A 21693-nucleotide genomic window follows, 5' to 3' on the forward strand; every position below is an offset into this window, starting at 1 on the left:
TCTAAAAAATTCAGGGGGTTGCTCATCAAGCCTGTCCTTGTGTACTCAGGCTCCTGATTGAAACGGATGAACTGTATTTCCCGTCGTTTACGGTGCATGTAAACCACTTTACCCCAATTTTTAGAGTTTGCAAGCACCCGCTTACAAAATAATTAAAAAATTTATTTTGCTTCTTGAGCGGCCTGTAATACCTCTGTCACATGGCCCGGAACCTTGAGGCCGCGCCACTCTTTTACTAGCTTGCCGGAGGAGTCAAACAGGAAGGTGCTGCGCTCAACACCGCGGACTTGCTTGCCATACATATTTTTCATCTTCATGACTCCAAATAGCTGGCAAAGCACTTCTTCAGTATCGGCCACCAACTCAAAAGGCAACTCTAATTTGCTGCGGAAATTGTCATGTGATTTAAGGCTATCGCGTGATACCCCCACGACCAGGGTATTCGCTTTTGTGAATGCCTCAATATTGTCGCGGAACTCTCCTGATTCGGCAGTGCAACCTGGCGTCATATCCTTGGGATAGAAATAGAGAACCAACTTCTTGCCTTGAACTGAAGTTGGAGAAAAGGTGAGTCCAGAGGTTGCAGGTACTTCGCACTGGGGAATGGGTTGTCCAATTGCTACTGTCATGATCATCCTTTGATTGATTAATGTTGCCTCAGATCCCTAATAATTCTGATGTTAATTATTTAGGGTGATTCAATAATTAACTCGCCACTTCTATTTGGTATTTCGCCCCAGGCGAGGGGTAATACAGCTATTTTATCGAGTTGTTTCGTAGCCGCCCATGATTGGTGTAACTCCCCCATGGTAACTAGTTCGTGACCTTGATTTAACCAGCCTATCAGCAACTTCTCAAACGCAGGGAGTAGTTTCTGGCCCTCTAGTTCTGCGTGGAGGGTGAAAACCTGGTCATTTGGATTGCTACCAGTGATTTCTAGTAACTTGGTCACCGCGCCAAATTCATCAGCCCCATCAATACCAATTAATTCATCAAATGTCGGTAAGGTAGTGGGATATTGCACATGCTTTGCTTTCCCGGAGGGTAGCTGGAGGCGATATGGCATTAAGTTGGGTTCTGCCCTGCCATCCGAGGAATAGGTAATGCCCCATTGATCGAGTTGCTCAAAAGCGGCTTCATTCATTTGCCAACCTGCAGCACCATAGGTGGCGGGAGGGCGACCAAATATCTCTAGAAAACGATCCCAACTTTTTTGCATCTGAGCCTTAGTCCAGACTGCATCTTGCTTGCGCACATTATCTTGCCAGTCCACGTGGTCCCACGTATGGATTCCAGTTTCATGACCAGCCGCATCAATTGCTTGCATTTCCTTGGCAGCTTTTTTGCCAATATCAGGCCCTGGTAGCAGTACACCATACAGCAGGGTTTTGATGCCGTAATGCTCAAGCACAGAGGTACGGCTGACCTTCTTAAGAAAGCCAGGCCGAAAGACGCGTTTCAGGGCCCACCCGGTATGGTCAGGGCCAAGACTAAATAGAAAGGTTGCCTTAAGACCAAAACGCGCTAGGGCGCGCGCTAAGTTTGGAACACCTTCCTGAGTACCGCGTAAGGTATCTACATCTACCTTGAGTGCTATTTTGGCCATGAACCTCGGTGCTTACTCTTTATCGACCAGGTGACGGGCTTTTTCAACATCTTGACGGTATGCTTCAAAAATATTCTTGAGCGCTTCAGCCATGGTTGTCGTTGGCTTCCAGCCTAATTCACTCATGGTGTTGTCAATTGCAGGAACGCGATTTTGTACATCCTGATAACCTTCACCGTAATAAGCGCCTGAAGTCGTTTCCACGATCTTGACTGCGTTGGCTGTCTTTGCGTACTCAGGAATGCTTCTAGCAATTTCCAGCATTTGGTTGGCGAGTTCACGCACGGAGTGATTATTTTTGGGGTTGCCGATGTTGTAAATCTTGCCATTGGCTACGCCATCTTTATTGGCAATGATGTGCATCAACGCATCGATACCATCATCAATATAGGTGAAAGCACGTTTTTGAGCGCCACCATCTACTAAATTGATTGGTTCACCACGTACGATGTGACCGAGGAACTGAGTAACTACGCGGGAAGAGCCTTCTTTTGGAGTGTAGATACTATCAAGGCCAGGTCCAATCCAGTTAAACGGACGGAAGAGGGTAAAGCGTAAGCCTTCCATGCCGTAACCCCAAATGACGCGATCCATCAGTTGCTTAGAGCAGGCGTAGATCCAGCGCGGTTTATTAATTGGGCCATAAACCATATTCGATTTCGCAGGATCAAATTCGCCATCTTCACACATGCCATACACCTCAGAGGTGGATGGAAAGACCAAGTGCTTTTTATATTTGACGGCTGAACGAACGATTGGAAGGTTGGCTTCAAAATCGAGCTCAAATACTTTAAGTGGTTGCTGTACATAAGTTGCTGGGGTAGCAATCGCAACTAAAGGCAGTATGACATCGCATTTACGGATGTGATACTCAACCCATTCTTTATTGATAGTAATATCGCCCTCGAAGAAATGCATGCGAGGATGATTTATCAAATCACCCAAGCGGTCATTTTGCATATCCATGCCGTAGACGTCCCAATCGGTTGTCTCCAGAATGCGTTTCGAAAGGTGATGGCCAATAAAACCGTTTACGCCAAGAATGAGTACTTTTTTCATCTTTACTGCCTCGTATTAATCGAATCTGTTTGTGCCGCGCTAATTATTTTGTTTTGCTGGGAACCAATGGAGTATCTCTACTGCCTGTTGGTTGCCGCAAATCCCGAATACCCGATTATCAACCACTTGGATACCAGGCGCCCCAAGATTGAGCTGACTCGGAAATGGCCCTTTCAGGGTGGTTTTTGCAACGATTTGATCTTGCCCTTGCCACTGCGTGAACGCGCCCGGATACGGCGGGGCAACTGCTCTCACTAGATCATGGACCTGCTGGGCTGTTTTGCCCCAATCTATCCGCCCATCCGCTGGTTTACGGCCGCCAAAATAACTTCCTTTGGCCAGTTCATTGGGCTTTCTGGGAACCTTTCCCTGGATCAAGGCTGGCAAAACTTGCTTCATGACTTCAACGGCAGCTTTGCTCACTTTTCCAAACACATCTGTCGCCGTTTCATCTGGGCCAATACTGACTGCAATTTGACCAACAATATCACCCGCATCTGGCTTTGTTTCCATAACATGCAAGCTAGCGCCTGTTTGTATTTCTCCATGCAAGATCGCCCAATTGACTGGAGCGCGGCCGCGGTATTTTGGCAATAGCGAGCCATGCATGTTTAAGGCTGCAATCTTGGCGCAACTTAAGATCTCGCCAGAAATTATGTGTCTGTAATAAAAAGAGAAAATATAGTCGGGGGAAATTGCCTGAATTTTTGGGGTGAGAGTCTGTAATTCAGTGGCGCTCGGTGTGAGATAAGGGATTCCTTTTTCTTCACACAGCTTAGCAACACTTCCAAACCAAACATTTTCCTTGGGGTCGTCTTGATGGGTGAGAACGAGATCTATTGTGACGCCCGCTTCCAATAGTGCATTGAGGCAATTGACGCCCACATCATGGTAGGCAAAGACGACCGCGTGCAATTATTTTTTCTCTAAAACGGTTTGAACTACGTAGCGTGGTCGTTGCCTTACTTGTTGGTAGATGCGACCCACATATTCACCTAGTAAACCTAGGCCAAATAACATGACCCCAATTAGGAAAAAGGTGAGTGCGAAGAGGGTAAATACACCCTCTACTTCAGCCCCTAAAACAAAGCGACGAATCAGAAGGTAAATAAATAAACTGCCAGCAGCCAAAGATAAAAGCATGCCTAGACCAGAAAAAATCTGCAACGGCATTACCGAGAAGCCGGTGACCAAATCAAAGTTCAGGCGAATCAATTGATATAAGCTGTATTTAGATTCACCAGCAAAGCGTTCTTCATGCTTCACAGTAATCTCGGTGGGATTGGCTGCAAAGGTATAAGCAAGGGCCGGAATAAAAGTATTGCTTTCATCACACTGACGCACAAGATCAACAATACGGCGGCTATAGCCACGTAACATGCAACCTTGATCAGTCATAGTGATGCGCGTAATGTTTTCGCGTAAGCGATTCATTGCACGTGAAGCAAATTTTCTAAAAAAGCTATCGCGACGATCTGCGCGAATTGTTCCTACATAGTCGTGACCATGAATTAGTTGTTGAACCAGGGCATCAATTTCTTCGGGTGGATTTTGCAGGTCTGCATCAAGGGTAATGATGTATTGGCCTCGAGCATATTCAAAGCCAGCCATGATGGCCATATGCTGGCCAAAATTGCTGTGAAAGAGTACGGCCCGTGTGACATCAGGGCGCAACTCTACTTGTTTGGCCAGAATGCCTGCAGAACGGTCTTTGCTGCCATCGTTTACAAAAACGATTTCATAGGCAAGATTGCGCTTGCTGGCAAGGGAGTCCAAAGCAGGATAAAGGCGATCAAAAAGGGCTTGGAGGCCATCCTCCTCGTTGTAAACAGGTATTACAACGCTCAGCTTGGGTGTGCCGGTTTGGCTCTCTAAATTGGCAGTCATAGTGCAATTTTGCCTGATCTTCGATTTTCCCTTCATTTCTGCGGAAAAACAGGTTTTTGACGCTTATTGGACTTATTTTTTAGCGTGTTGCTGCAGAATGTTGACTAAGGCTTCAACTACTCGACCGATATCCTCATCTGCCATTCCCGGAAAGAGGGGGAGCGTCAAAATGGATCGGCCGATCCGCTTCGCAACGGGGGTATCACTCGCTTGGTAGCCAAGATTTTTGTATAGACTAAAACCAGTGATGGCCGGGTAATGAACGCCAGTACCAATCCCAAGCTCTTTGAGCTCGGTCATGACTTGGGCGCGATCGACATTTAATTGCTCAAGAGGTAAAACGACTTGAAACATATGCCAATTAGTATCAGTGAAATTCTCCACTGGCAACTCTAACTGGAGATGCTCGAGGCCAGCACTTTTTAATTTTGCACGAAATGCATCAAAGTATTGACGCGCCAGATTGGTTCTGCGAATTTGATAGCTCGGTAATTGTTTGAGCTGATGCAAACCAATGGCTGCATTGAGGTCAGTCAGATTATCTTTCCCGCCCAAGACCTCTACATCCATGCCGTCCATGCCTTGACGAGTAAGACCTTGCAGTCGCAGCTTTTCCGCTAGCAGCGCTTCCTTCTCATTATTTAATACCAGGCAACCGCCCTCTACGGTGGATAAGTTTTTGTTTGCCTGAAAACTAAAGCTCACTAAATCACCAAAGGCACCAATTTTTTTATCATTCCATTGGGAGCCAAATGCTTGGGCAGCATCTTCAATAACACGTAAATTAAATTGCTTTGCTATTGCGTAAAGCTCGTCCATGTTGACCGGCAATCCAGCTAGATATACCGGCATGATTGCTTTTGTTTGTGGTGTCACTGCTGCGGCGATCTTGGATAAATCCAGATTGCGCGTTCTTGGATCAATGTCTACAAAAATGGGCTTTGCACCCACGCCTAGAATGACATTGGACGTGGCCACCCAAGAAATAGGTGTTGTGATCACCTCATCACCTGGACCAATTCCGGCAACTTGCAGGGCAATTTTCATGGTAGCTGTGCCATTGGCAAAACAGCGGACGGGACGGCCACCAAAATAGTCGCTTAATGTTGCTTCAAATTCAGCTAACTTAGGGCCTGAAGTAACCCAGCCAGAGCGCAATACCTCGCCCACCGCATCAATCGTTTCTTGGTTAAAGCTGGGTCGAGTGAAGGGGATAAAGGGTAGTGCTGACATGGGCAACCTTCTGATTGACTGATTGATTATTGAGAGAAGCTTACCGCATCTGGATGCTTCACAATCACCCTTCGAGAATCGCGCCCAAGCTCCTGCATAGGTAGTCCGGTTTTTTGCAGTTCTAGATATTGTTCTGGAACCATGAGGGCATAAGCACTTTGATCCTCATTCCAGCGGACTTTAAAAGCATCTAAGGAGGGGATCCACAAATCGGGCTCTTGATTTACGCCGAACTCAAGTTCATCTGGAAACTCCACCATCACCATAGTTCTACCTAGGTAAAAAGGAACTGTGTGATCCAAGATACGGACAGAATAAATATTGGCGTTCTTGGGAATACTTGCTTTGACTTGATTAGCCAGATCGATGCCCGAAACTGCCCGACCCAGCACTTCATGGCCGGTGCCAGCAATAATCGCGCACAGAAAAAAACCACTCGCAAAACTGGTAATACTGGCCAAACCCTTGCGTTTACTTTGTACGAATGCGAAGAGATTAAAGCCAATGAGCGCAATCAGAGCGGCAATGACCCAGTGGGTGTATTGCGTATATGCCTCAATCTCATCGGGTCGAGCTTGTTGGCCAATTGCAGACAAAAAGAAGAATCCCACAAAACCCAACATTGCAAAACCAAGAGTCTGCAATTGCCAAGATTTAGAGAGTGAATTAATGAGACCTAAATTTCGATCTAGGCAATTGCCAACCAGCATTGCTAGTGCTGGAAAAATGGGAATGATGTACCCGGGCAATTTGGAGTGAGAGATACTGAAGAAACCGAGTATCACCAAAAACCAGCAGACCAAGAGCCAGCTAGGGGAGAAGTAACCACGTCGCTCGCGCCAGGCCTGTGCAATCGAGCTTGGGATTTGTGCTATCCATGGCAAGAAACCAATCAATAGCAATGGTATGAAATAGTAGATGGGGCCGGTACGACTATGGTCATCTTGGGTAAAGCGCTGCAAGTGTTCGTGAATAAAGAAAAATTCAAGGAATTCGGGATTGCGCCTCGCCACTAGCGCAAACCAGGGTGCAGTAATTGCTAAATAGAGTGCGATCCCACTGATGAGATACAGACGCTTCCAAATTTTCCAATCCCAAGCGGATATCGAGTACACCACAAAGACCATCGCCGGAATTGCTATGCCAATGACGCCTTTAGAAAGGGTGGCTAATGCCATACAAGCCCAACAAGCCCACATCCAATTTCGAGAAAGCGTTTTATTTTCCGATGATTGTGCAAATAGCAAACTACAGAGTGCAGCAACTAAAAAAGCGGAAAGACCCATATCGAGGGAGTTGAAGTGTCCCGCAATCACCCACATGGGGCTTGAGGCAAGTACTAATGCGCCTAACCAGCCGGCCCGCGCGTTGTAAATTCGCGCCCCAGTAAAACCAATACAAAGAATAGTCAGAAAGCCAGTGAGCGCAGTCCATAACCTTGCCTGCCAATCGCCAATGCCGAAAGCTTGAAATGCAGCAGCGGTCGCCCAAATTTGTAGGGGTGGTTTTTCAAAATACTTATAGCCGTTATAACGTGGGGTGATCCAGTCACCGGTGACCAGCATTTCACGAGCCATTTCTGCATAACGCCCCTCATCAGATGGAATAAGGTGACGATAGTTGAGTGTGCCAAACCAGAGTAAGCTATAGAGCAATACTAATAAAAGGATCTTGCCTGGATTTAAAGCGCTTGACTGCCGGATTTGCCCAAATTGCATTAAGCAGCGTCCACGAGTAAGGCCAGCATCACCTTGCGACCCTCGCCTACAAGGATGTTGTAAGTTCTGCAGGCAGCCTGTGAATTCATGATCTCAAAGCCAATTTTTGCGTTAATGAGGTCTTTCAAAAGCTCCGGTTTTGGGAATTGCTGACGTTTGCCGGTGCCAATCAGAATTAATTCTGGTTTCAAATCAATCATTTGTGTGAAATGACTTGGATTTAACTCCTCAAAAGCAGCAACTGGCCAACGCGATATAGCGCCATCTGAACTCAATAAAACCGCATGTTCATAAGGGATCTTATTAATCTCTACATAGCCAGCGCCGTATCCGGTAATGGCATTGGCTCCGAAGTGGGGGTCAGATTGAAGCTTCACGTGGACTCTCTGTCATAATTATGTCGATTATAGCTAGCTGTTTTTTCCTAGATTTCAAGAACTTACCCTTTAATTTATTGTGAAACCCATCCTAAAGTCCGAAAAACTCAATAACGTTTGTTATGACATACGTGGACCCGTGCTGGAGCTTGCTCAGCGCATGGAGGAAGAGGGTCAAAAAATCATCAAATTAAACATCGGAAATGTGGGGGTATTCGGTTTTGATCCCCCTGAGGAGATACAGCTCGACATTATTCGCAATTTGGCTAATGCCTCTGCCTACTCAGATTCCAAGGGTATTTTTGCTGCTCGCAAAGCCATCATGCAGTATTGCCAAGAAAAGGGTATCCAGGGCGTTACTCTGGAGGACATCTATACCGGCAATGGGGTGTCTGAGCTCATCGTATTAGCAATGAATGCCTTGCTCAATACGGGTGATGAAGTCTTGGTGCCTGCGCCAGATTATCCCTTGTGGACGGCGGCAGTGAGTCTGTCTGGCGGTACTCCAGTGCATTACTTGTGCGATGAATCCAAAGAGTGGGCTCCGGATTTAGACGATCTTCGTAAAAAAATTACGCCTCGTACTAAAGCGATTGTGGCAATCAATCCCAATAATCCCACGGGCGCGATTTACTCTAAAGAAATCTTACTTGAGTTGACGCAGATTGCGCGTGAGCATGGTTTGATTTTGTTTGCCGATGAAATCTACGACAAGATGTTGTATGACCAAGAGAAGCATATTTCGCTTGCATCTTTATCAACAGACGTAGTGGTGATCACCTTTAATGGCCTTTCTAAAAATTATCGTTCTTGCGGCTATCGTGCTGGCTGGATGGTGGTTTCAGGTGATAAGGAAATGGTGCGCGACTATATTGAGGGTCTCAATATGTTGTCATCTATGCGTCTGTGTGCCAACGTGCCAGGACAATACGCTATTCAAACAGCATTAGGCGGCTATCAAAGTATTAACGATTTAGTTGCTGAGGGTGGTCGCCTAGCAAAACAGCGCGATTTAGCCTGGAAATTGTTAACGGATATTCCAGGCGTTACCTGCGTGAAGCCAAAATCTGCCCTGTATTTGTTCCCGAAATTGGATCGCGATATGTATCCAATTGAGGATGATCAGCAATTTGTTGCCGATTTATTAAAAGAGGAAAAGGTGTTGTTGGTGCAGGGCTCGGGTTTTAACTGGGTCCAGCCAGACCATTTCCGTGTAGTGTTCTTGCCCCATGAGGATGTGTTGAAAGAGGCTATTAGCCGCTTAGCGCGATTCTTGGAGCGTTATCGTCAAAAACATGGCCGCAAAGCGGCTTCAACAGCAGCAAAGGCATCATGAAACCGATTCAAGTTGGACTGTTAGGTATTGGTACTGTAGGCGGCGGTGTTTTCACCGTACTTGAACGTAATCAAGATGAAATTTTGCGTCGTGCTGGTCGTGGTATTCATATTCATACTGTTGCTGATCTCAATGTTGAGCGTGCCAAGGAGTTGGTAAAAGATCATGCACAAGTAGTAAGTGATGCGCGTGCTGTGATTAACAATCCTGAAATTGATATTGTGGTCGAGTTAATTGGTGGTTATGGGATTGCCAAGGATTTGGTGCTTGAGGCCATTGCTGCTGGTAAGCATGTGGTCACCGCCAATAAGGCCTTGATTGCGGTTCATGGCAATGAAATTTTTAAAGCTGCTCATGAAAAAGGTGTCATGGTTGCCTTTGAAGCTGCTGTTGCTGGCGGTATTCCAATTATTAAGGCTTTGCGTGAGGGTTTAACGGCCAATCGGATTGAGTGGATTGCTGGAATTATTAATGGCACAACCAACTTTATCCTTTCTGAAATGCGTGACAAGGGCTTGGATTTTGCTACCGTCTTAAAAGAAGCGCAGCGCTTAGGTTATGCAGAGGCTGATCCAACATTTGATATTGAAGGTGTGGATGCAGCCCACAAAGCAACCATCATGAGTGCGATTGCATTTGGTATTCCGATGCAATTTGAGAAGGCGCACGTTGAGGGCATTACCAAGCTCGATGCAATTGATATTCGCTATGCTGAACAATTGGGTTACCGTATTAAGTTACTGGGTATTGCCAAGAAGACTGCTAGTGGGGTTGAGTTGCGCGTGCACCCAACCTTAATCCCTACCAAGCGTTTGATTGCAAACGTAGAGGGCGCTATGAATGCTGTTCAGGTATTCGGTGATGCAGTTGGAACCACTTTGTACTACGGCAAAGGCGCTGGATCAGAGCCAACTGCTTCAGCAGTGATTGCCGATTTAGTCGATATCACACGCTTATTAGGCGCAAGCCCCGAGAATCGCGTTCCTTATTTAGCATTTCAGGCTGATGCAGTGCGCGATACACCTGTTTTACCGATGGGTGAAATCACCACTAGTTACTACTTGCGTTTGCGTGTTGCTGATCAGGCTGGCGTGTTAGCAGACATCACAAGAATTCTGGCTGCGCATGGCGTTTCGATTGATGCCCTCTTGCAAAAAGAGGCTGATGAGGGTGAGAGTCAAACTGACTTAGTGGCATTGACCCATGAAACAAAAGAAAAGAATATGCTTGCCGCAATCAGTGAGATTCAAGATCTCAAAACAGTCGCTGGTGAAGTAGTGAAAATTCGTTTAGAAAATTTGTCTTAAATTACGAGTAGGCATCGAGCAAGTACCCATATATGCGTTACCAATCCACTCGTGGCAATAGCCCGCAACAATCCTTTCTTGAGATCTTACTTGGTGGTTTAGCGCCAGATGGCGGCTTGTATTTGCCAACGGAATACCCGCAGATTACGCCGGCGCAGTTAGATGCATGGCGTAGCTTGTTATACGCTGATCTTGCTTATGAAATTCTCAGTTTATATTGCGATGACATTCCTGAAGATGATTTGCGATCTTTGCTCCGTAAAACATACACTGAGCAGGTTTACTGCAATGGACGTCCTCAAGATAATGCAAAAGACATTACGCCTTTGCATTGGTTGGGTGAGGAGCAGGGAACTCGTATTGGCTTACTGAGTCTTTCAAACGGGCCTACCTTAGCATTTAAGGATATGGCGATGCAATTGCTTGGCAATTTATTTGAATACGCCTTAAAGCGCGCAGGTCAGAATCTCAATATTTTGGGTGCAACTTCTGGTGATACTGGTAGTGCTGCCGAGTACGCTATGCGCGGTAAAGAGGGTGTCAAAGTATTTATGCTTTCACCGCGCGGCAAGATGAGTGCATTTCAGTCTGCACAAATGTATTCCTTGCAGGATCCCAATATTTTTAATTTGGCAGTTGCTGGCGTGTTTGATGATTGCCAAGATATTGTCAAAGCAGTTAGTAATGATCACGCTTTTAAGGCTAACAATCAAATCGGCACAGTTAACTCAATTAATTGGGGGCGGGTAGTCGCTCAAGTCGTTTACTACTTCCAGGGTTATCTCCTAGCGACTAAGTCTAGTAGTGAGAAGGTATCGTTTACCGTACCTTCAGGAAACTTTGGAAATATTTGTGCTGGGCATATTGCTCGCATGATGGGTTTACCAATCGAACATTTAGTTGTTGCCACCAATGAGAATGACGTGCTTGATGAATTCTTCCGCACTGGCGTTTATCGTGCGCGAAAATCAGCGGAAACTTTGCACACCTCAAGTCCCTCGATGGATATTTCTAAGGCGAGTAACTTTGAGCGCTTTGTATTTGATCTGATGGGTCAAGATGGCAAGCTTACTGCTGATATGTTCAAGCAGGTGGACCAGTTTGGTGGCTTTGATTTATCCAAAGACTCTGTTTTTAAAGAGATCGGGAAGTACGGTTTCCAGTCTGGACGCAGTACTCATGAAAACCGCTTGGCAACCATTCGTAATGTAGATGAGCAATATGGCATCATGATTGATACCCATACCGCTGATGGTGTGAAGGTTGCTCGTGAGCATTTACAAACAGGTATTCCGATGCTGGTATTGGAAACGGCCTTGCCTATTAAATTTGAAGAGACAATTGAGTTGGCTCTAGGACGCCCTGCAGAATGTCCTCCAGCATTTAAAGATATCAAATCAAAACCACAACGCGTTGAAAATATCGATGCTGATGTGAATCAGGTCAAAGCCTTCATCACTCAGCATTTGAATTAAATCAATTAGCGCTTCCATTATTTAAGGTCAGATGAATAAGCCGCCGATGTTGACTGCGCAAGAGGCCTTGGACCATCTATTGGCTCATGCAAAACCAGTTCACGAAAGTGAGCTCGTTACAACCCAAGCTGCACTCGGACGTGTTTTGGCTGGCGATATTGCTAGTCAAGTTGACGTGCCTCCCTTGGACAATACGTCTATGGATGGCTATGCAGTGCGCTGCACCGATATCCTCTCGTCTGGCACTACATTGAAAGTGACTCAGCGCATTCCTGCTGGATCTATGGGTCTTCAATTACAGCCTGGAACTGCTGCACGTATTTTTACAGGAGCCCCTATTCCAGCTGGGGCTGATGCCGTAGTCATGCAAGAAGACTGCAGTGCGGTAGAGGTTCAAGCTGATCATATTCAAATTAATAGTGTTCCTAAATTGGGGCAATGGATTCGCCGACGTGGTGAAGATTTAAGTGCCAGCAAAACAGCTTTGCACGCCGGAATGATTTTGCGCCCACAAGAATTGGGAGTGGCCGCTTCAGCCGGTCTCACCCACCTCAATGTCAAACGGCGCATCAAGGTCGCCGCATTCTTTACGGGTGATGAGTTGGCTTTGCCCGGTGAGCCGCTAAAACCTGGTGGAATCTACAATTCGAATCGCGATACCCTGTTGGCCTGTTTGCGCTCCTTGGGTTGTGATGCCACGGACTTAGGAATCGTGCCTGACCGTTTGGATGCAACCCGTGAAGCTTTACGTAAAGCCAGTAAAGAGCATGATTTGATCATTACCTCTGGTGGGGTATCGGTGGGCGAAGAAGATCATATTAAGCCTGCTGTGACTGCTGAGGGGCGTTTAGATTTATGGCAAATCGCTATTAAGCCTGGTAAGCCCCTGGCATTTGGTGCTGTTCGTAAGTCAGATTCATCTGCGGATGGAGAGGCCTGGTTTATTGGTTTACCTGGTAATCCAGTCTCAAGTTTTGTCACCTTTTTATTATTCGTGCGACCTTTTATTTTGAAGTTAGCTGGACGCAATGACTTATTTCCACCAAGCTATCAAATGCGGGCTGATTTTGATTGGCTTAAAGCAGATCGCCGCAATGAATTTTTAAGGGCCAAAGTCAATTCCAATGGCGGCCTTGATGTGTTTCCCAACCAGAGTTCGGGTGTGCTCACTAGTGCTTCATGGGGAGATGGTCTGATTGACTGTCCTGCCGGACAAACATTTAAGGCTGGTGCATTGGTTAAATACATACCCTTTAGTGCATTACTATCTTAAAAGATGTTTTGAGCTTAAGTGATTACGAAAGTCATATGAACCTTCAATTACGTTTTTTTGCCTCATTACGTGAAGCCTTGGCTTGCTCCGAGGAGGCTATTGATATCCCAAGTCAGATTAAAACAATTTCGCATTTGCGTTCATATTTACGTGAGCGTGGGGGCCAGTGGGCTCAAGTGTTGGCGGAAGGAAAGCCGATTCGATGTGCGCTTAACCATGAGATGGTGCCTGAAGATACTGCATTACAAGAGGGTGCTGAAATTGCCTTCTTTCCACCAGTGACCGGGGGTTAAATTGACTGTTCGTATTCAAGAAGAAGACTTTAATCTCGGCACTGAAATTGCCGCCCTTCGCAAGGGTGATGCTCAAGTAGGTGCGGTAGTTAGCATCTTGGGTACGGTTCGCGATATGAATGAGGGTTGCCGGGTCAAGGGAATGACGCTTGAGCATTACCCACAAATGACTGAGAAATCACTAGAGAATATTGCCGCTCAAGCCAAAGCGCGCTGGGATATTCGGCAGGCCTTAATTATTCATCGGGTTGGTCCATTGCTTCCAGAAGATCAAATTGTCCTGGTTGCTGTGACTAGTAGCCATCGCGGGGAAGCCTTTGCTGCATGTGAATTCATTATGGATTACCTCAAGACTGCAGCCCCTTTTTGGAAAAAAGAAGAAACTCCTGGGGGTGGTCGGTGGGTGGATGCGCGCGTTACTGATGATGTGGCTATGGCACGCTGGGTAGAAAATAAGCCCAAGAGCTAAACGGTTATCAGATTAAAAATCATCAGAAAGGTATAGAATCTGAGTGATGCTACCGCGTTCTTCTAAAACAATCGTTTTAGGTATTTGCCTCTTTTTATTCGCCTTTAAGGTTGCAGCTTCAAGTATATTTATTGAGGCAGCCTTGGAGCGCGCCTATCAAACAACGCACTTCAATTTAAGTGCGGCAAGTCAAGGTGCTCATGCCAGTAAAGAGTCGGCCGATGATAAGCATCATCAAGTGAGTTCATTGAATATCATGAGTCATATCACAGCGCATCTTAGTGAGATGAACAATACGCTGACATTACCTGAATTTACACAGCGTAAGTACATTTTCGAGAACGACGATTTGAGAACGCAAAACTTTCCAGACTCTGCATTTAAACCCCCCAAAATAAACGCCTAATTTTTGGCGGGGTGATATATATCGCCCCTAATTTTTATAAGACTCATGTTGAGTCTCTTTTGGGAAAAATGATTATGTTGAAATTATTGAAAATTGTGCCTTTGGCATGTCTCATCTTATTTGTTGCCGCTTGTAGTACTGGTGTGAAATTGGATGACACCAACGGTGTGCCATCGGTCAATGCCGGGGGTGGAAGTGGTTACGATCCCATTAGCGATCCTAAATCAAGCGTCTATGGAAAGCGCTCTATTTATTTTGAGTTTGATAGCTACACCATCGATCCAAAATATGCTCCGGTGATTTCTGCCCATGCTGCCTATTTAAAGGCATTTGAAAAACAAAAAGCTTCGATCATTATTCAGGGTAATACAGATGATCGTGGGACAGCAGAATATAACTTAGCACTGGGTGAAAAGCGTTCTGAGGCTGTCAAAAAAGCCTTGATGGCTCTTGGAGTGAATGAATCCCAGCTTGAGGCGGTGAGCTTTGGTAAAGAGAAGCCTGTCAATCCTGCGCAAACCGAGGCCGCTTTTAAAGAAAATCGTCGCGCTGATATTGTTTATCGTTAAGCAACAGACTTTGTTAAAAAACAAATTAATTAGGAAAATGGATGAAAAATACTTACAAGGTCATGTGCTTGTTGCTAGTTGCTTTGACTGGTTGTGCTGGAACACAAACATCCGTATCTCAGCCCGCAAGTAATAATAGTGGTGAACAATTGCAAAAGCAGGTGAATGTCATTCAGAAAAAATTAAATGACTGTATTGCTAAGGTCAATCAATCGGATGATGCGAAATTTGTAGATGCTCACGTTATCTCGTTAACTGCAAATAATCCGAATGCGCAAGAGTTATTTAATTCAAGCGAGAAGATCACACCTGAACAAGCAATTGTTTTGAGCCGTTTTAAAGATTCCACTGTAGTCTGCAGGGCCATCTCGGATGAGTTTCCTAAGCCGGCTTTAGTAGCCGTTTATAGTGATTTTTATAAGAACATTGATGCTGTGTATGCAGATCTTTTGTCTAAACGGGTCACCATAGGCGTTGCCAATCAGGAGCGGGCAATGCGTATTCAGTATGCTAAGTCTCAGTGGGTAGAGACAATGCAGAAGTTACGGGGCAATTAAGAGCTTCGAATTTTTGTACTGTAATGAATAGTAAAAAAGCTGCGCTCGCGTGGCTTTTTTACTATCTAAAAAATAATTATTGCCAACCAAAGCGTTTTGAATAAAAGTTTTTCATTAGTTGAGTCAGTACGATATATCCAATTAAGATGGCTCCCAAGATTGGAAAATAAGTCAACGGTAGCGGCACCATTTTGAAGTAGGACGCTAGTGGGCCCATAGGCAGAAATATACCTGCCGCCATGATAGCTATTGTCATTGCTAATAAGGCGTTTCCCGGACGGCTTTGGATGAATGGAATTTTTCTAGTGCGAATCATGTGCACTACCAATGTTTGGGTCATTAGCCCCTCAACAAACCAACCCGATTGAAATAGTGATTGGTGTTCGGCTGAGTTCGCTGAAAAAACAAACCACATGACGCAATAAATTGTGATGTCAAAGATCGAGCTGACCGGTCCAAAAAAGACCATAAAGCGGCCTATATCACCAGGATTCCAGCGTTGAGGGAGTTTGACGGATTCTGGGTCGACATTATCAAAAGGAATGGCAATCTGAGAGATGTCATATAACAAATTCTGTACCAATAACTGCATTGGGAGCATGGGCAAGAAGGGAATAAATGCACTTGCAATCAATACGGAAAAAACGTTTCCGAAGTTTGAGCTGGCAGTCATCTTAATATACTTGAGCATATTGCCGAAGGTTTTGCGACCCTCAATTACACCCTCCTCTAGAACCATCAAACTCTTTTCTAGCAAGATGATATCGGCCGCTTCCTTAGCGATATCAACTGCAGTATCGACGGAGATTCCAACATCTGCTGAGCGTAAGGCTGGCGCATCGTTGATGCCATCGCCCATAAATCCAACTACATGACCTGCAGCCTTGAGTGAGCGAACAATTCGGTCTTTATGTGCTGGAGTCAGTTTGGCAAAAATATGATGTGACTCAACTATCGCGGATAGCGCCTCGTTATCCATGATCTCAATCTGGGATCCAAGGATAATTTCGCTGGCATCTAATCCAACCTCTTTGCATACTTTAGTGGTTACCAGCTCATTGTCGCCCGTTAATACTTTGACGGTGACTCCATGGTCGGCCAGCGCTTTTAAAGCTGGGGCTGTTGATTCCTTTGGGGGGTCTAAGAATGCTACATAGCCAATCAGCATAAGACCCGATTCATCTGCAACGCTAAATGTTTCTTTGCAGACATCAAAGGACTTGGTGGCTACCGCAACAACTCGTAAGCCATCCTCATTGAGGTCGGCGGTAACCTCCTTCACACTGGCTAACACTTCAGGGGTTAGTTTGCTCTTATGACCCCCTTGTTGCACTGTAGTGCAAATGCTGAGGATCTCTTCAACAGCGCCCTTACAAATGAGGATGTTTTTACCTTCGTGATTGGAGACGATAACCGACATGCGCCTTCTTTGAAAATCAAAAGGAATTTCATCGATCTTATGAAAGTTTACCGTGGGATTGAGCTCCTTATATACATGCTTGTATTCCAGCACGGCTACGTCGAGTAGATTTTTCAAGCCAGTTTGATAAAAACTATTGAGATAGGCAAACTCAAGCACATCATCTGAATCTTTGCCCCATGCATCTGTATGATTTGCTAAGAAAATTTTGTCTTGTGTGAGGGTGCCGGTTTTATCTGTGCAAAGCACATCCATTGCACCAAAGTTCTGGATGGCATCCAAGCGCTTCACAATCACTTTTTGCTTCGAGAGCACCACCGCACCTTTGGCTAGCGTCGATGTCACAATCATCGGCAGCATTTCTGGGGTTAGGCCCACCGCTACGGACATTGCAAACAGAAATGCTTCTGCCCAATCGCCTTTGGTAAAGCCGTTTATGAAAAATACGAGTGGCGTCATGACCATCATGAAGCGAATTAGCAGCCAGGCCACCTTATTAACACCCATCTGAAACTGTGTAGGCTCTTGATTAGAAGTCGTTAGATCCTTAGCCAATACTCCAAAATAGGTGCTATCCCCTGTGCTGATCGCAATTGCGGTTGCCGTTCCCGAGACCACGTTAGTACCCATAAAGGCGAGGTTCTCAAACTCCAGAGGGTTATTTGTTTGGGCTGATTTTGGAGATGCGAATTTTTCAACAGGTAGAGATTCGCCGGTCATCGCGGCTTGGCTGACGAATAAATCTTTAGCGCTCAATATGCGGCAATCAGCTGGAATCATATCGCCCGCAGAGAGCGCAATAATATCGCCCGGTACCAACTGATTTATAGGGATTTCCGTTCTTTCGCTCATCTCAGGGTGCGATTGAATTCCAAAATGAACCTGCGCTTCTTCCAAAATAGATTCACTCGGATCCCGCCTGATGACGGTAGCGGTATTGCTTACCATTGCCTTAAGTGCATCAGCAGCTTTATTGGATTTTCTTTCTTGCCAAAAGCGAATCAGAACGGATAGGAAGACCATGCTACCAATCACAACGGTGGCCTTCATATCTTCAGTAATATAAGAAATGATGGCTAGGACGGTCAGTAGAATGTCAAAGGGGGTCTTGTAGCAACGCCACAAATGCATCCACCAGGGAGGTGGTTTTTCCTGCTGAATTTCATTTAGGCCAACGAGCTCACGCACTGCAAATGCTTGCGTTTCTGTCAACCCATGTTCATGAGAGCCAAGTGTTTGAATGACTTCGTCAATAGTGCTGGTAGCTGCTAAGCTTAATTTATGAGAAATACTTGCTGGTATGTCTTTACTGGCACCAGACCCATGAAATGAGTCAAACATCGCTAGGCGACGAAAGTGTCTCCGCATACCTCGATTGCTAATGAACCGATTAAAGAATTCGCTGAGAAATGAGAGCTTCATATGCAATGCCCGATGCGATGAGGAGTATTACAAGTCTATGACATGAATAAGGCCGTTGCATGTAGCCAGTTGATGAATTTTATTGCCTTAGCTCTCAAAAAAGGCTATTTTTTTCTTTCGGGGTAGGCGTTTTAGCTTGGCCTCTGCCTTGGAGGCCTCTGAGCGGTCTTGATGGGCTTGGGTTGCCAGGAGAATCACTGGTCTACGTGAGCGGGTATAGCGCGCACCCTCCCCCGAATTATGGGCTTCCAGGCGATGCTCCAGGCGATTGGTAATGCCAGCATAAAAACTGCCATCAGCGCATTGGAGTAGGTATACGAGCCAGGACAAAATAAGTGGGTTCTTGAAGGAGTATTGTGAGAAGCCGGGCTAGGGGTTTTGCCTAAAGCGGGGCAAAAACCTTGAAATTGGTCATATTGTCCTTATATTCTATAGATAAGAATACATGGAATATGTGAGATAGAAAAATGAGAATAGATAAATTAACAACTAAATTTCAAGAGGCCTTGAGTGAGGCACAAAGTCTGGCTCTGGCCAAAGACAACCAATATATCGAGCCTGCCCATTTGCTATTGGCTATGTTGCGTGATTCGGATGGTGGAGCTAAGAGCTTGCTAACAAGAGCTGGTGTCAACGTACCTGGCTTGGAAAAAGCCACTGAAAAATTAATTGGCAATCTTCCTGAGGTACAGGGTACCAGTGGGGAAGTGCAGGTGGGTCGGGATTTAAGTAATTGGCTCAACTTGACTGAAAAAGAGGCCAATAAGCGTGGCGACCAATTTATTGCAGGTGAGCTGTTTTTATTGGTAGTCTCCGAAGATAAGGGTGAGCTCGGAAAAATTGCTCGTGAAAATGGTTTAAATCGGAAGTCATTAGAGGCGGCCATTGAATTAGTACGCGGAGGAGAATCAGTGAATAGTGCAGATGCCGAAGGCCAGCGTGAAGCCTTAAAAAAATACACTGTGGATTTAACAGAGCGTGCACGGATGGGTAAATTAGATCCGGTGATTGGGCGCGATGATGAAATTCGTCGCACTATTCAGATTTTGCAACGTCGCGGTAAAAATAATCCGGTGCTGATAGGCGAGCCTGGGGTTGGTAAAACAGCCATCGTCGAGGGTTTGGCCCAACGTATTGTCAATGGCGAGGTTCCAGAAACCCTCAAAGATAAGCGCGTCTTGGTCTTGGATATGGCTTTGCTATTGGCTGGCGCCAAATATCGAGGTGAATTCGAGGAGCGATTGAAGGCTGTCTTAAGTGATGTGGCTAAGGATGAAGGTCGCACTATCATTTTTATCGATGAAATTCATACAATGGTAGGCGCTGGTAAAGGCGATGGCGCAATGGATGCAGGCAATATGCTCAAGCCCGCATTAGCTCGTGGTGAGTTGCATTGTATTGGGGCTACTACGCTAGATGAATATCGTAAATACATTGAAAAAGATCCTGCCTTGGAGCGCCGCTTCCAAAAGGTGATGGTTGAGGAGCCTAGTGTCGAAGCAACCATTGCGATCTTGCGCGGCTTACAAGAGCGTTACGAATTGCACCACGGTATTGAAATCACTGATCCAGCAATTGTTGCGGCTGCTGAGTTATCGCATCGCTATATTACGGATCGCTTTTTGCCAGATAAGGCAATTGATCTGATCGATGAGGCCGGCTCACGTATTCGGATGGAGATTGACTCCAAGCCAGAGGTAATGGATAAATTAGAGCGTCGCTTGATTCAATTAAAGATTGAACGTGAGGCCGTGAAAAAAGAGAAAGATGAGGCATCCCAAAAACGCTTAGGTCTGATTGAGGATGAAATCAAGCGCCTTGGTGCTGAGTATGCCGATCTGGAGGAAATCTGGAAAGCTGAAAAAGGTGCCGTTTTGGGCGCTGCCAACATCAAAGAGGAAATTGAGAAGATCAAGGCAGATATCGCTAAATTACAGCGCGAAGGTAAGTTAGAGAAAGTCGCAGAGCTTCAATATGGAAAATTACCAGAGTTGGAGGCTAAGCTCAAATCCGCCGCCGCTGCAGAAGCTAAGGGCGATAAAGATGGTGTTGTGAAACATAAGCTCTTGCGCACCCAAGTTGGCGCTGAAGAGATTGCTGAAGTTGTTTCTCGTGCAACCGGTATTCCAGTATCCAAGATGATGCAAGGTGAGCGAGACAAGTTGCTGAAGATGGAGGAGTTGTTGCATCAGCGCGTTGTTGGCCAGGAAGAGGCTATTCGGGCAGTATCTGATGCTATCCGCCGCTCGCGTGCCGGACTGGCAGAAGAGAATCGTCCTTATGGCTCGTTCTTATTCCTTGGACCTACTGGCGTTGGTAAGACCGAGCTTTGCAAGGCATTAGCTGGCTTCTTGTTTGATAGCGAAGATCATCTTATTCGTATTGATATGAGTGAGTTCATGGAGAAGCATAGTGTTGCACGCTTAATTGGCGCGCCTCCCGGCTATGTTGGTTACGAAGAGGGTGGTTATTTAACTGAACAAGTTCGTCGTCACCCATACAGTGTGATCTTGTTTGATGAGATTGAAAAAGCGCACCCAGATGTATTCAACGTACTCTTACAGGTACTAGATGATGGTCGCTTGACTGATGGTCAAGGTCGTACCGTGGACTTTAAGAACACTGTGATCGTCATGACCAGCAACATTGGTTCGCATTTGATTCAGTCAATGACCGATAAGAAGCAATCTGAAATCAAAGATGCCGTATTTGAGGAGTTAAAGAATCACTTCCGTCCTGAGTTTTTGAATCGTATTGATGAGATCGTGGTATTCCATGGACTCGACAAAGGCAATATTGCAAATATCGCCAAGATCTTATTGAAGAACTTGTCAGATCGATTGGCTAAGGTAGATATGCAACTTGATGTGAGTGATGCCGCCTTAGGCAAGATAGCTGAAGTTGGTTTTGATCCCGTGTTTGGAGCTCGCCCACTAAAGCGTGCAATTCAGCAGCATATTGAAAACCCAGTTTCTAAGATGATCTTAGAAGGCAAGTTTGGCCCTAAGGATGTGGTGCCAGTGGATGTGGACTCTAAAGGTGACTTTAGTTTTACGCGCCAAGTGCATTAACAATTTTTGGGTAACAAAATGTCCTGATGGATATGGCGCTCTTTGAGCGCCTTTATTTTGGTTTCTCCAATAACATTTCATAATATGAAATGTTATTGCGCTGCGTAAAAAGCAATACAGCATTAGGGGGTGATTTGTATTTCATCGGTTGATTTTTATTTTCATAATGTAAAAAAATAATATAAGTAACTGATTTAAAAGGATTAAATATTTAT

Annotated in this window: 20 protein-coding genes; 10 read left to right on the forward strand and 10 right to left on the reverse strand. The window is 45.5% G+C overall.

Annotated elements, in window-relative coordinates; translation table 11 throughout:
• Nucleotides 1-161 precede the first annotated feature (161 nt).
• From BOQ04_RS00745 to BOQ04_RS00780, 8 genes are all read right to left on the reverse strand, one after another.
• Nucleotides 162-629, reverse strand: a complete 468-nt coding sequence (locus tag BOQ04_RS00745) for a peroxiredoxin (RefSeq protein WP_076023151.1) — start codon at nt 627-629, stop codon at nt 162-164.
• Between the two features lie 59 nt (nt 630-688).
• Nucleotides 689-1606, reverse strand: a complete 918-nt coding sequence (locus tag BOQ04_RS00750; protein ID WP_076022866.1) for a polysaccharide deacetylase family protein — start codon at nt 1604-1606, stop codon at nt 689-691.
• 12 nt (nt 1607-1618) lie between these two features.
• Nucleotides 1619-2665, reverse strand: a complete 1047-nt coding sequence (locus BOQ04_RS00755) for a bifunctional UDP-4-keto-pentose/UDP-xylose synthase (RefSeq protein ID WP_076022867.1) — start codon at nt 2663-2665, stop codon at nt 1619-1621.
• 39 nt (nt 2666-2704) lie between these two features.
• The gene (locus BOQ04_RS00760; RefSeq protein ID WP_076022868.1) at nt 2705-3580 is read right to left on the reverse strand and encodes a formyltransferase; all 876 of its coding nucleotides are present in this window, start codon (nt 3578-3580) and stop codon (nt 2705-2707) included.
• Nucleotides 3581-4552: a glycosyltransferase gene (locus tag BOQ04_RS00765; protein WP_076022869.1), complete on the reverse strand. Its 972-nt coding sequence runs from the start codon at nt 4550-4552 to the stop codon at nt 3581-3583.
• Nucleotides 4553-4624: 72 nt separating this feature from the next.
• Entirely contained in the window at nt 4625-5785 is a 1161-nt protein-coding gene (locus BOQ04_RS00770) for a DegT/DnrJ/EryC1/StrS family aminotransferase (protein WP_076022870.1), read from the reverse strand.
• Between the two features lie 26 nt (nt 5786-5811).
• Nucleotides 5812-7503, reverse strand: a complete 1692-nt coding sequence (locus BOQ04_RS00775) for an ArnT family glycosyltransferase (protein WP_076022871.1) — start codon at nt 7501-7503, stop codon at nt 5812-5814.
• The gene (locus BOQ04_RS00780) at nt 7503-7880 is read right to left on the reverse strand and encodes an Mth938-like domain-containing protein (protein ID WP_076022872.1); all 378 of its coding nucleotides are present in this window, start codon (nt 7878-7880) and stop codon (nt 7503-7505) included. The genes BOQ04_RS00775 and BOQ04_RS00780 overlap by 1 nt, the downstream gene beginning before the upstream one ends.
• A 79-nt stretch (nt 7881-7959) precedes the next feature.
• On the opposite strand from BOQ04_RS00780, the gene BOQ04_RS00785 reads away from it, so the two are divergent.
• From BOQ04_RS00785 to BOQ04_RS00825, 9 genes are all read left to right on the forward strand, one after another.
• Nucleotides 7960-9216: a pyridoxal phosphate-dependent aminotransferase gene (locus tag BOQ04_RS00785; RefSeq protein ID WP_076022873.1), complete on the forward strand. Its 1257-nt coding sequence runs from the start codon at nt 7960-7962 to the stop codon at nt 9214-9216.
• Nucleotides 9213-10523, forward strand: coding sequence for a homoserine dehydrogenase (locus tag BOQ04_RS00790; protein ID WP_076022874.1), 1311 nt, complete (start codon nt 9213-9215; stop codon nt 10521-10523). Before BOQ04_RS00785 ends, BOQ04_RS00790 begins: the two co-directional genes overlap by 4 nt.
• Before the next feature lie 32 nt (nt 10524-10555).
• A complete protein-coding gene (gene thrC / locus BOQ04_RS00795) occupies nt 10556-11998 on the forward strand; it encodes a threonine synthase (protein ID WP_076022875.1) in 1443 nt (480 codons plus the stop codon).
• A 31-nt stretch (nt 11999-12029) separates the two neighbouring features.
• Complete coding sequence (locus tag BOQ04_RS00800) at nt 12030-13271, forward strand: molybdopterin molybdotransferase MoeA (RefSeq protein WP_076022876.1); 1242 nt, start codon at nt 12030-12032, stop codon at nt 13269-13271.
• Between the two features lie 35 nt (nt 13272-13306).
• Nucleotides 13307-13564, forward strand: a complete 258-nt coding sequence (gene moaD / locus BOQ04_RS00805) for a molybdopterin converting factor subunit 1 (RefSeq protein WP_076022877.1) — start codon at nt 13307-13309, stop codon at nt 13562-13564.
• Nucleotide 13565: 1 nt separating this feature from the next.
• Nucleotides 13566-14033: a molybdopterin synthase catalytic subunit MoaE gene (gene moaE / locus BOQ04_RS00810; RefSeq protein ID WP_076022878.1), complete on the forward strand. Its 468-nt coding sequence runs from the start codon at nt 13566-13568 to the stop codon at nt 14031-14033.
• 46 nt (nt 14034-14079) lie between these two features.
• Entirely contained in the window at nt 14080-14439 is a 360-nt protein-coding gene (locus BOQ04_RS00815; protein ID WP_076022879.1) for a hypothetical protein, read from the forward strand.
• 74 nt (nt 14440-14513) lie between these two features.
• Entirely contained in the window at nt 14514-15008 is a 495-nt protein-coding gene (pal, locus tag BOQ04_RS00820; protein WP_076023152.1) for a peptidoglycan-associated lipoprotein Pal, read from the forward strand.
• Between the two features lie 41 nt (nt 15009-15049).
• A complete protein-coding gene (locus tag BOQ04_RS00825; protein ID WP_076022880.1) occupies nt 15050-15565 on the forward strand; it encodes a hypothetical protein in 516 nt (171 codons plus the stop codon).
• Nucleotides 15566-15641: 76 nt separating this feature from the next.
• Here BOQ04_RS00825 and mgtA read toward each other — a convergent pair whose 3' ends face one another.
• Nucleotides 15642-18407 carry a magnesium-translocating P-type ATPase gene (gene mgtA / locus BOQ04_RS00830; RefSeq protein ID WP_076022881.1) on the reverse strand — a complete coding sequence of 922 codons (2766 nt, stop codon included), beginning with the start codon at nt 18405-18407 and terminating at the stop codon, nt 15642-15644.
• Nucleotides 18408-18494: 87 nt separating this feature from the next.
• Complete coding sequence (locus tag BOQ04_RS00835; RefSeq protein WP_076022882.1) at nt 18495-18737, reverse strand: GIY-YIG nuclease family protein; 243 nt, start codon at nt 18735-18737, stop codon at nt 18495-18497.
• 137 nt (nt 18738-18874) lie between these two features.
• Here BOQ04_RS00835 and clpB point away from each other — a divergent pair, with 137 nt between their 5' ends.
• Nucleotides 18875-21478 carry an ATP-dependent chaperone ClpB gene (clpB, locus tag BOQ04_RS00840; RefSeq protein ID WP_076022883.1) on the forward strand — a complete coding sequence of 868 codons (2604 nt, stop codon included), beginning with the start codon at nt 18875-18877 and terminating at the stop codon, nt 21476-21478.
• Nucleotides 21479-21693: the final 215 nt, after the last annotated feature.

This window comes from Polynucleobacter sphagniphilus, from assembly GCF_001953355.1.
GTDB classification, from domain to species: domain Bacteria; phylum Pseudomonadota; class Gammaproteobacteria; order Burkholderiales; family Burkholderiaceae; genus Polynucleobacter; species Polynucleobacter sphagniphilus.

What these genes read in the sequence shown, in the direction of transcription:
- pal (WP_076023152.1), top strand. Translation starts at nt 14,514, where the DNA reads ATGTTGAAATTATTGAAAATTGTGCCTTTGGCATGTCTCATCTTATTT.
- BOQ04_RS00825 (WP_076022880.1), top strand. Translation starts at nt 15,050, where the DNA reads ATGAAAAATACTTACAAGGTCATGTGCTTGTTGCTAGTTGCTTTGACT.
- BOQ04_RS00800 (WP_076022876.1), top strand. Translation starts at nt 12,030, where the DNA reads ATGAATAAGCCGCCGATGTTGACTGCGCAAGAGGCCTTGGACCATCTA.
- BOQ04_RS00815 (WP_076022879.1), top strand. Translation starts at nt 14,080, where the DNA reads ATGCTACCGCGTTCTTCTAAAACAATCGTTTTAGGTATTTGCCTCTTT.
- BOQ04_RS00765 (WP_076022869.1), bottom strand. Translation starts at nt 4,552, where the DNA reads ATGACTGCCAATTTAGAGAGCCAAACCGGCACACCCAAGCTGAGCGTT.
- moaD (WP_076022877.1), top strand. Translation starts at nt 13,307, where the DNA reads ATGAACCTTCAATTACGTTTTTTTGCCTCATTACGTGAAGCCTTGGCT.
- BOQ04_RS00750 (WP_076022866.1), bottom strand. Translation starts at nt 1,606, where the DNA reads ATGGCCAAAATAGCACTCAAGGTAGATGTAGATACCTTACGCGGTACT.
- mgtA (WP_076022881.1), bottom strand. Translation starts at nt 18,407, where the DNA reads ATGAAGCTCTCATTTCTCAGCGAATTCTTTAATCGGTTCATTAGCAAT.
- BOQ04_RS00775 (WP_076022871.1), bottom strand. Translation starts at nt 7,503, where the DNA reads ATGCAATTTGGGCAAATCCGGCAGTCAAGCGCTTTAAATCCAGGCAAG.
- thrC (WP_076022875.1), top strand. Translation starts at nt 10,556, where the DNA reads ATGCGTTACCAATCCACTCGTGGCAATAGCCCGCAACAATCCTTTCTT.
- clpB (WP_076022883.1), top strand. Translation starts at nt 18,875, where the DNA reads ATGAGAATAGATAAATTAACAACTAAATTTCAAGAGGCCTTGAGTGAG.
- BOQ04_RS00770 (WP_076022870.1), bottom strand. Translation starts at nt 5,785, where the DNA reads ATGTCAGCACTACCCTTTATCCCCTTCACTCGACCCAGCTTTAACCAA.
- BOQ04_RS00790 (WP_076022874.1), top strand. Translation starts at nt 9,213, where the DNA reads ATGAAACCGATTCAAGTTGGACTGTTAGGTATTGGTACTGTAGGCGGC.
- BOQ04_RS00745 (WP_076023151.1), bottom strand. Translation starts at nt 629, where the DNA reads ATGACAGTAGCAATTGGACAACCCATTCCCCAGTGCGAAGTACCTGCA.
- BOQ04_RS00755 (WP_076022867.1), bottom strand. Translation starts at nt 2,665, where the DNA reads ATGAAAAAAGTACTCATTCTTGGCGTAAACGGTTTTATTGGCCATCAC.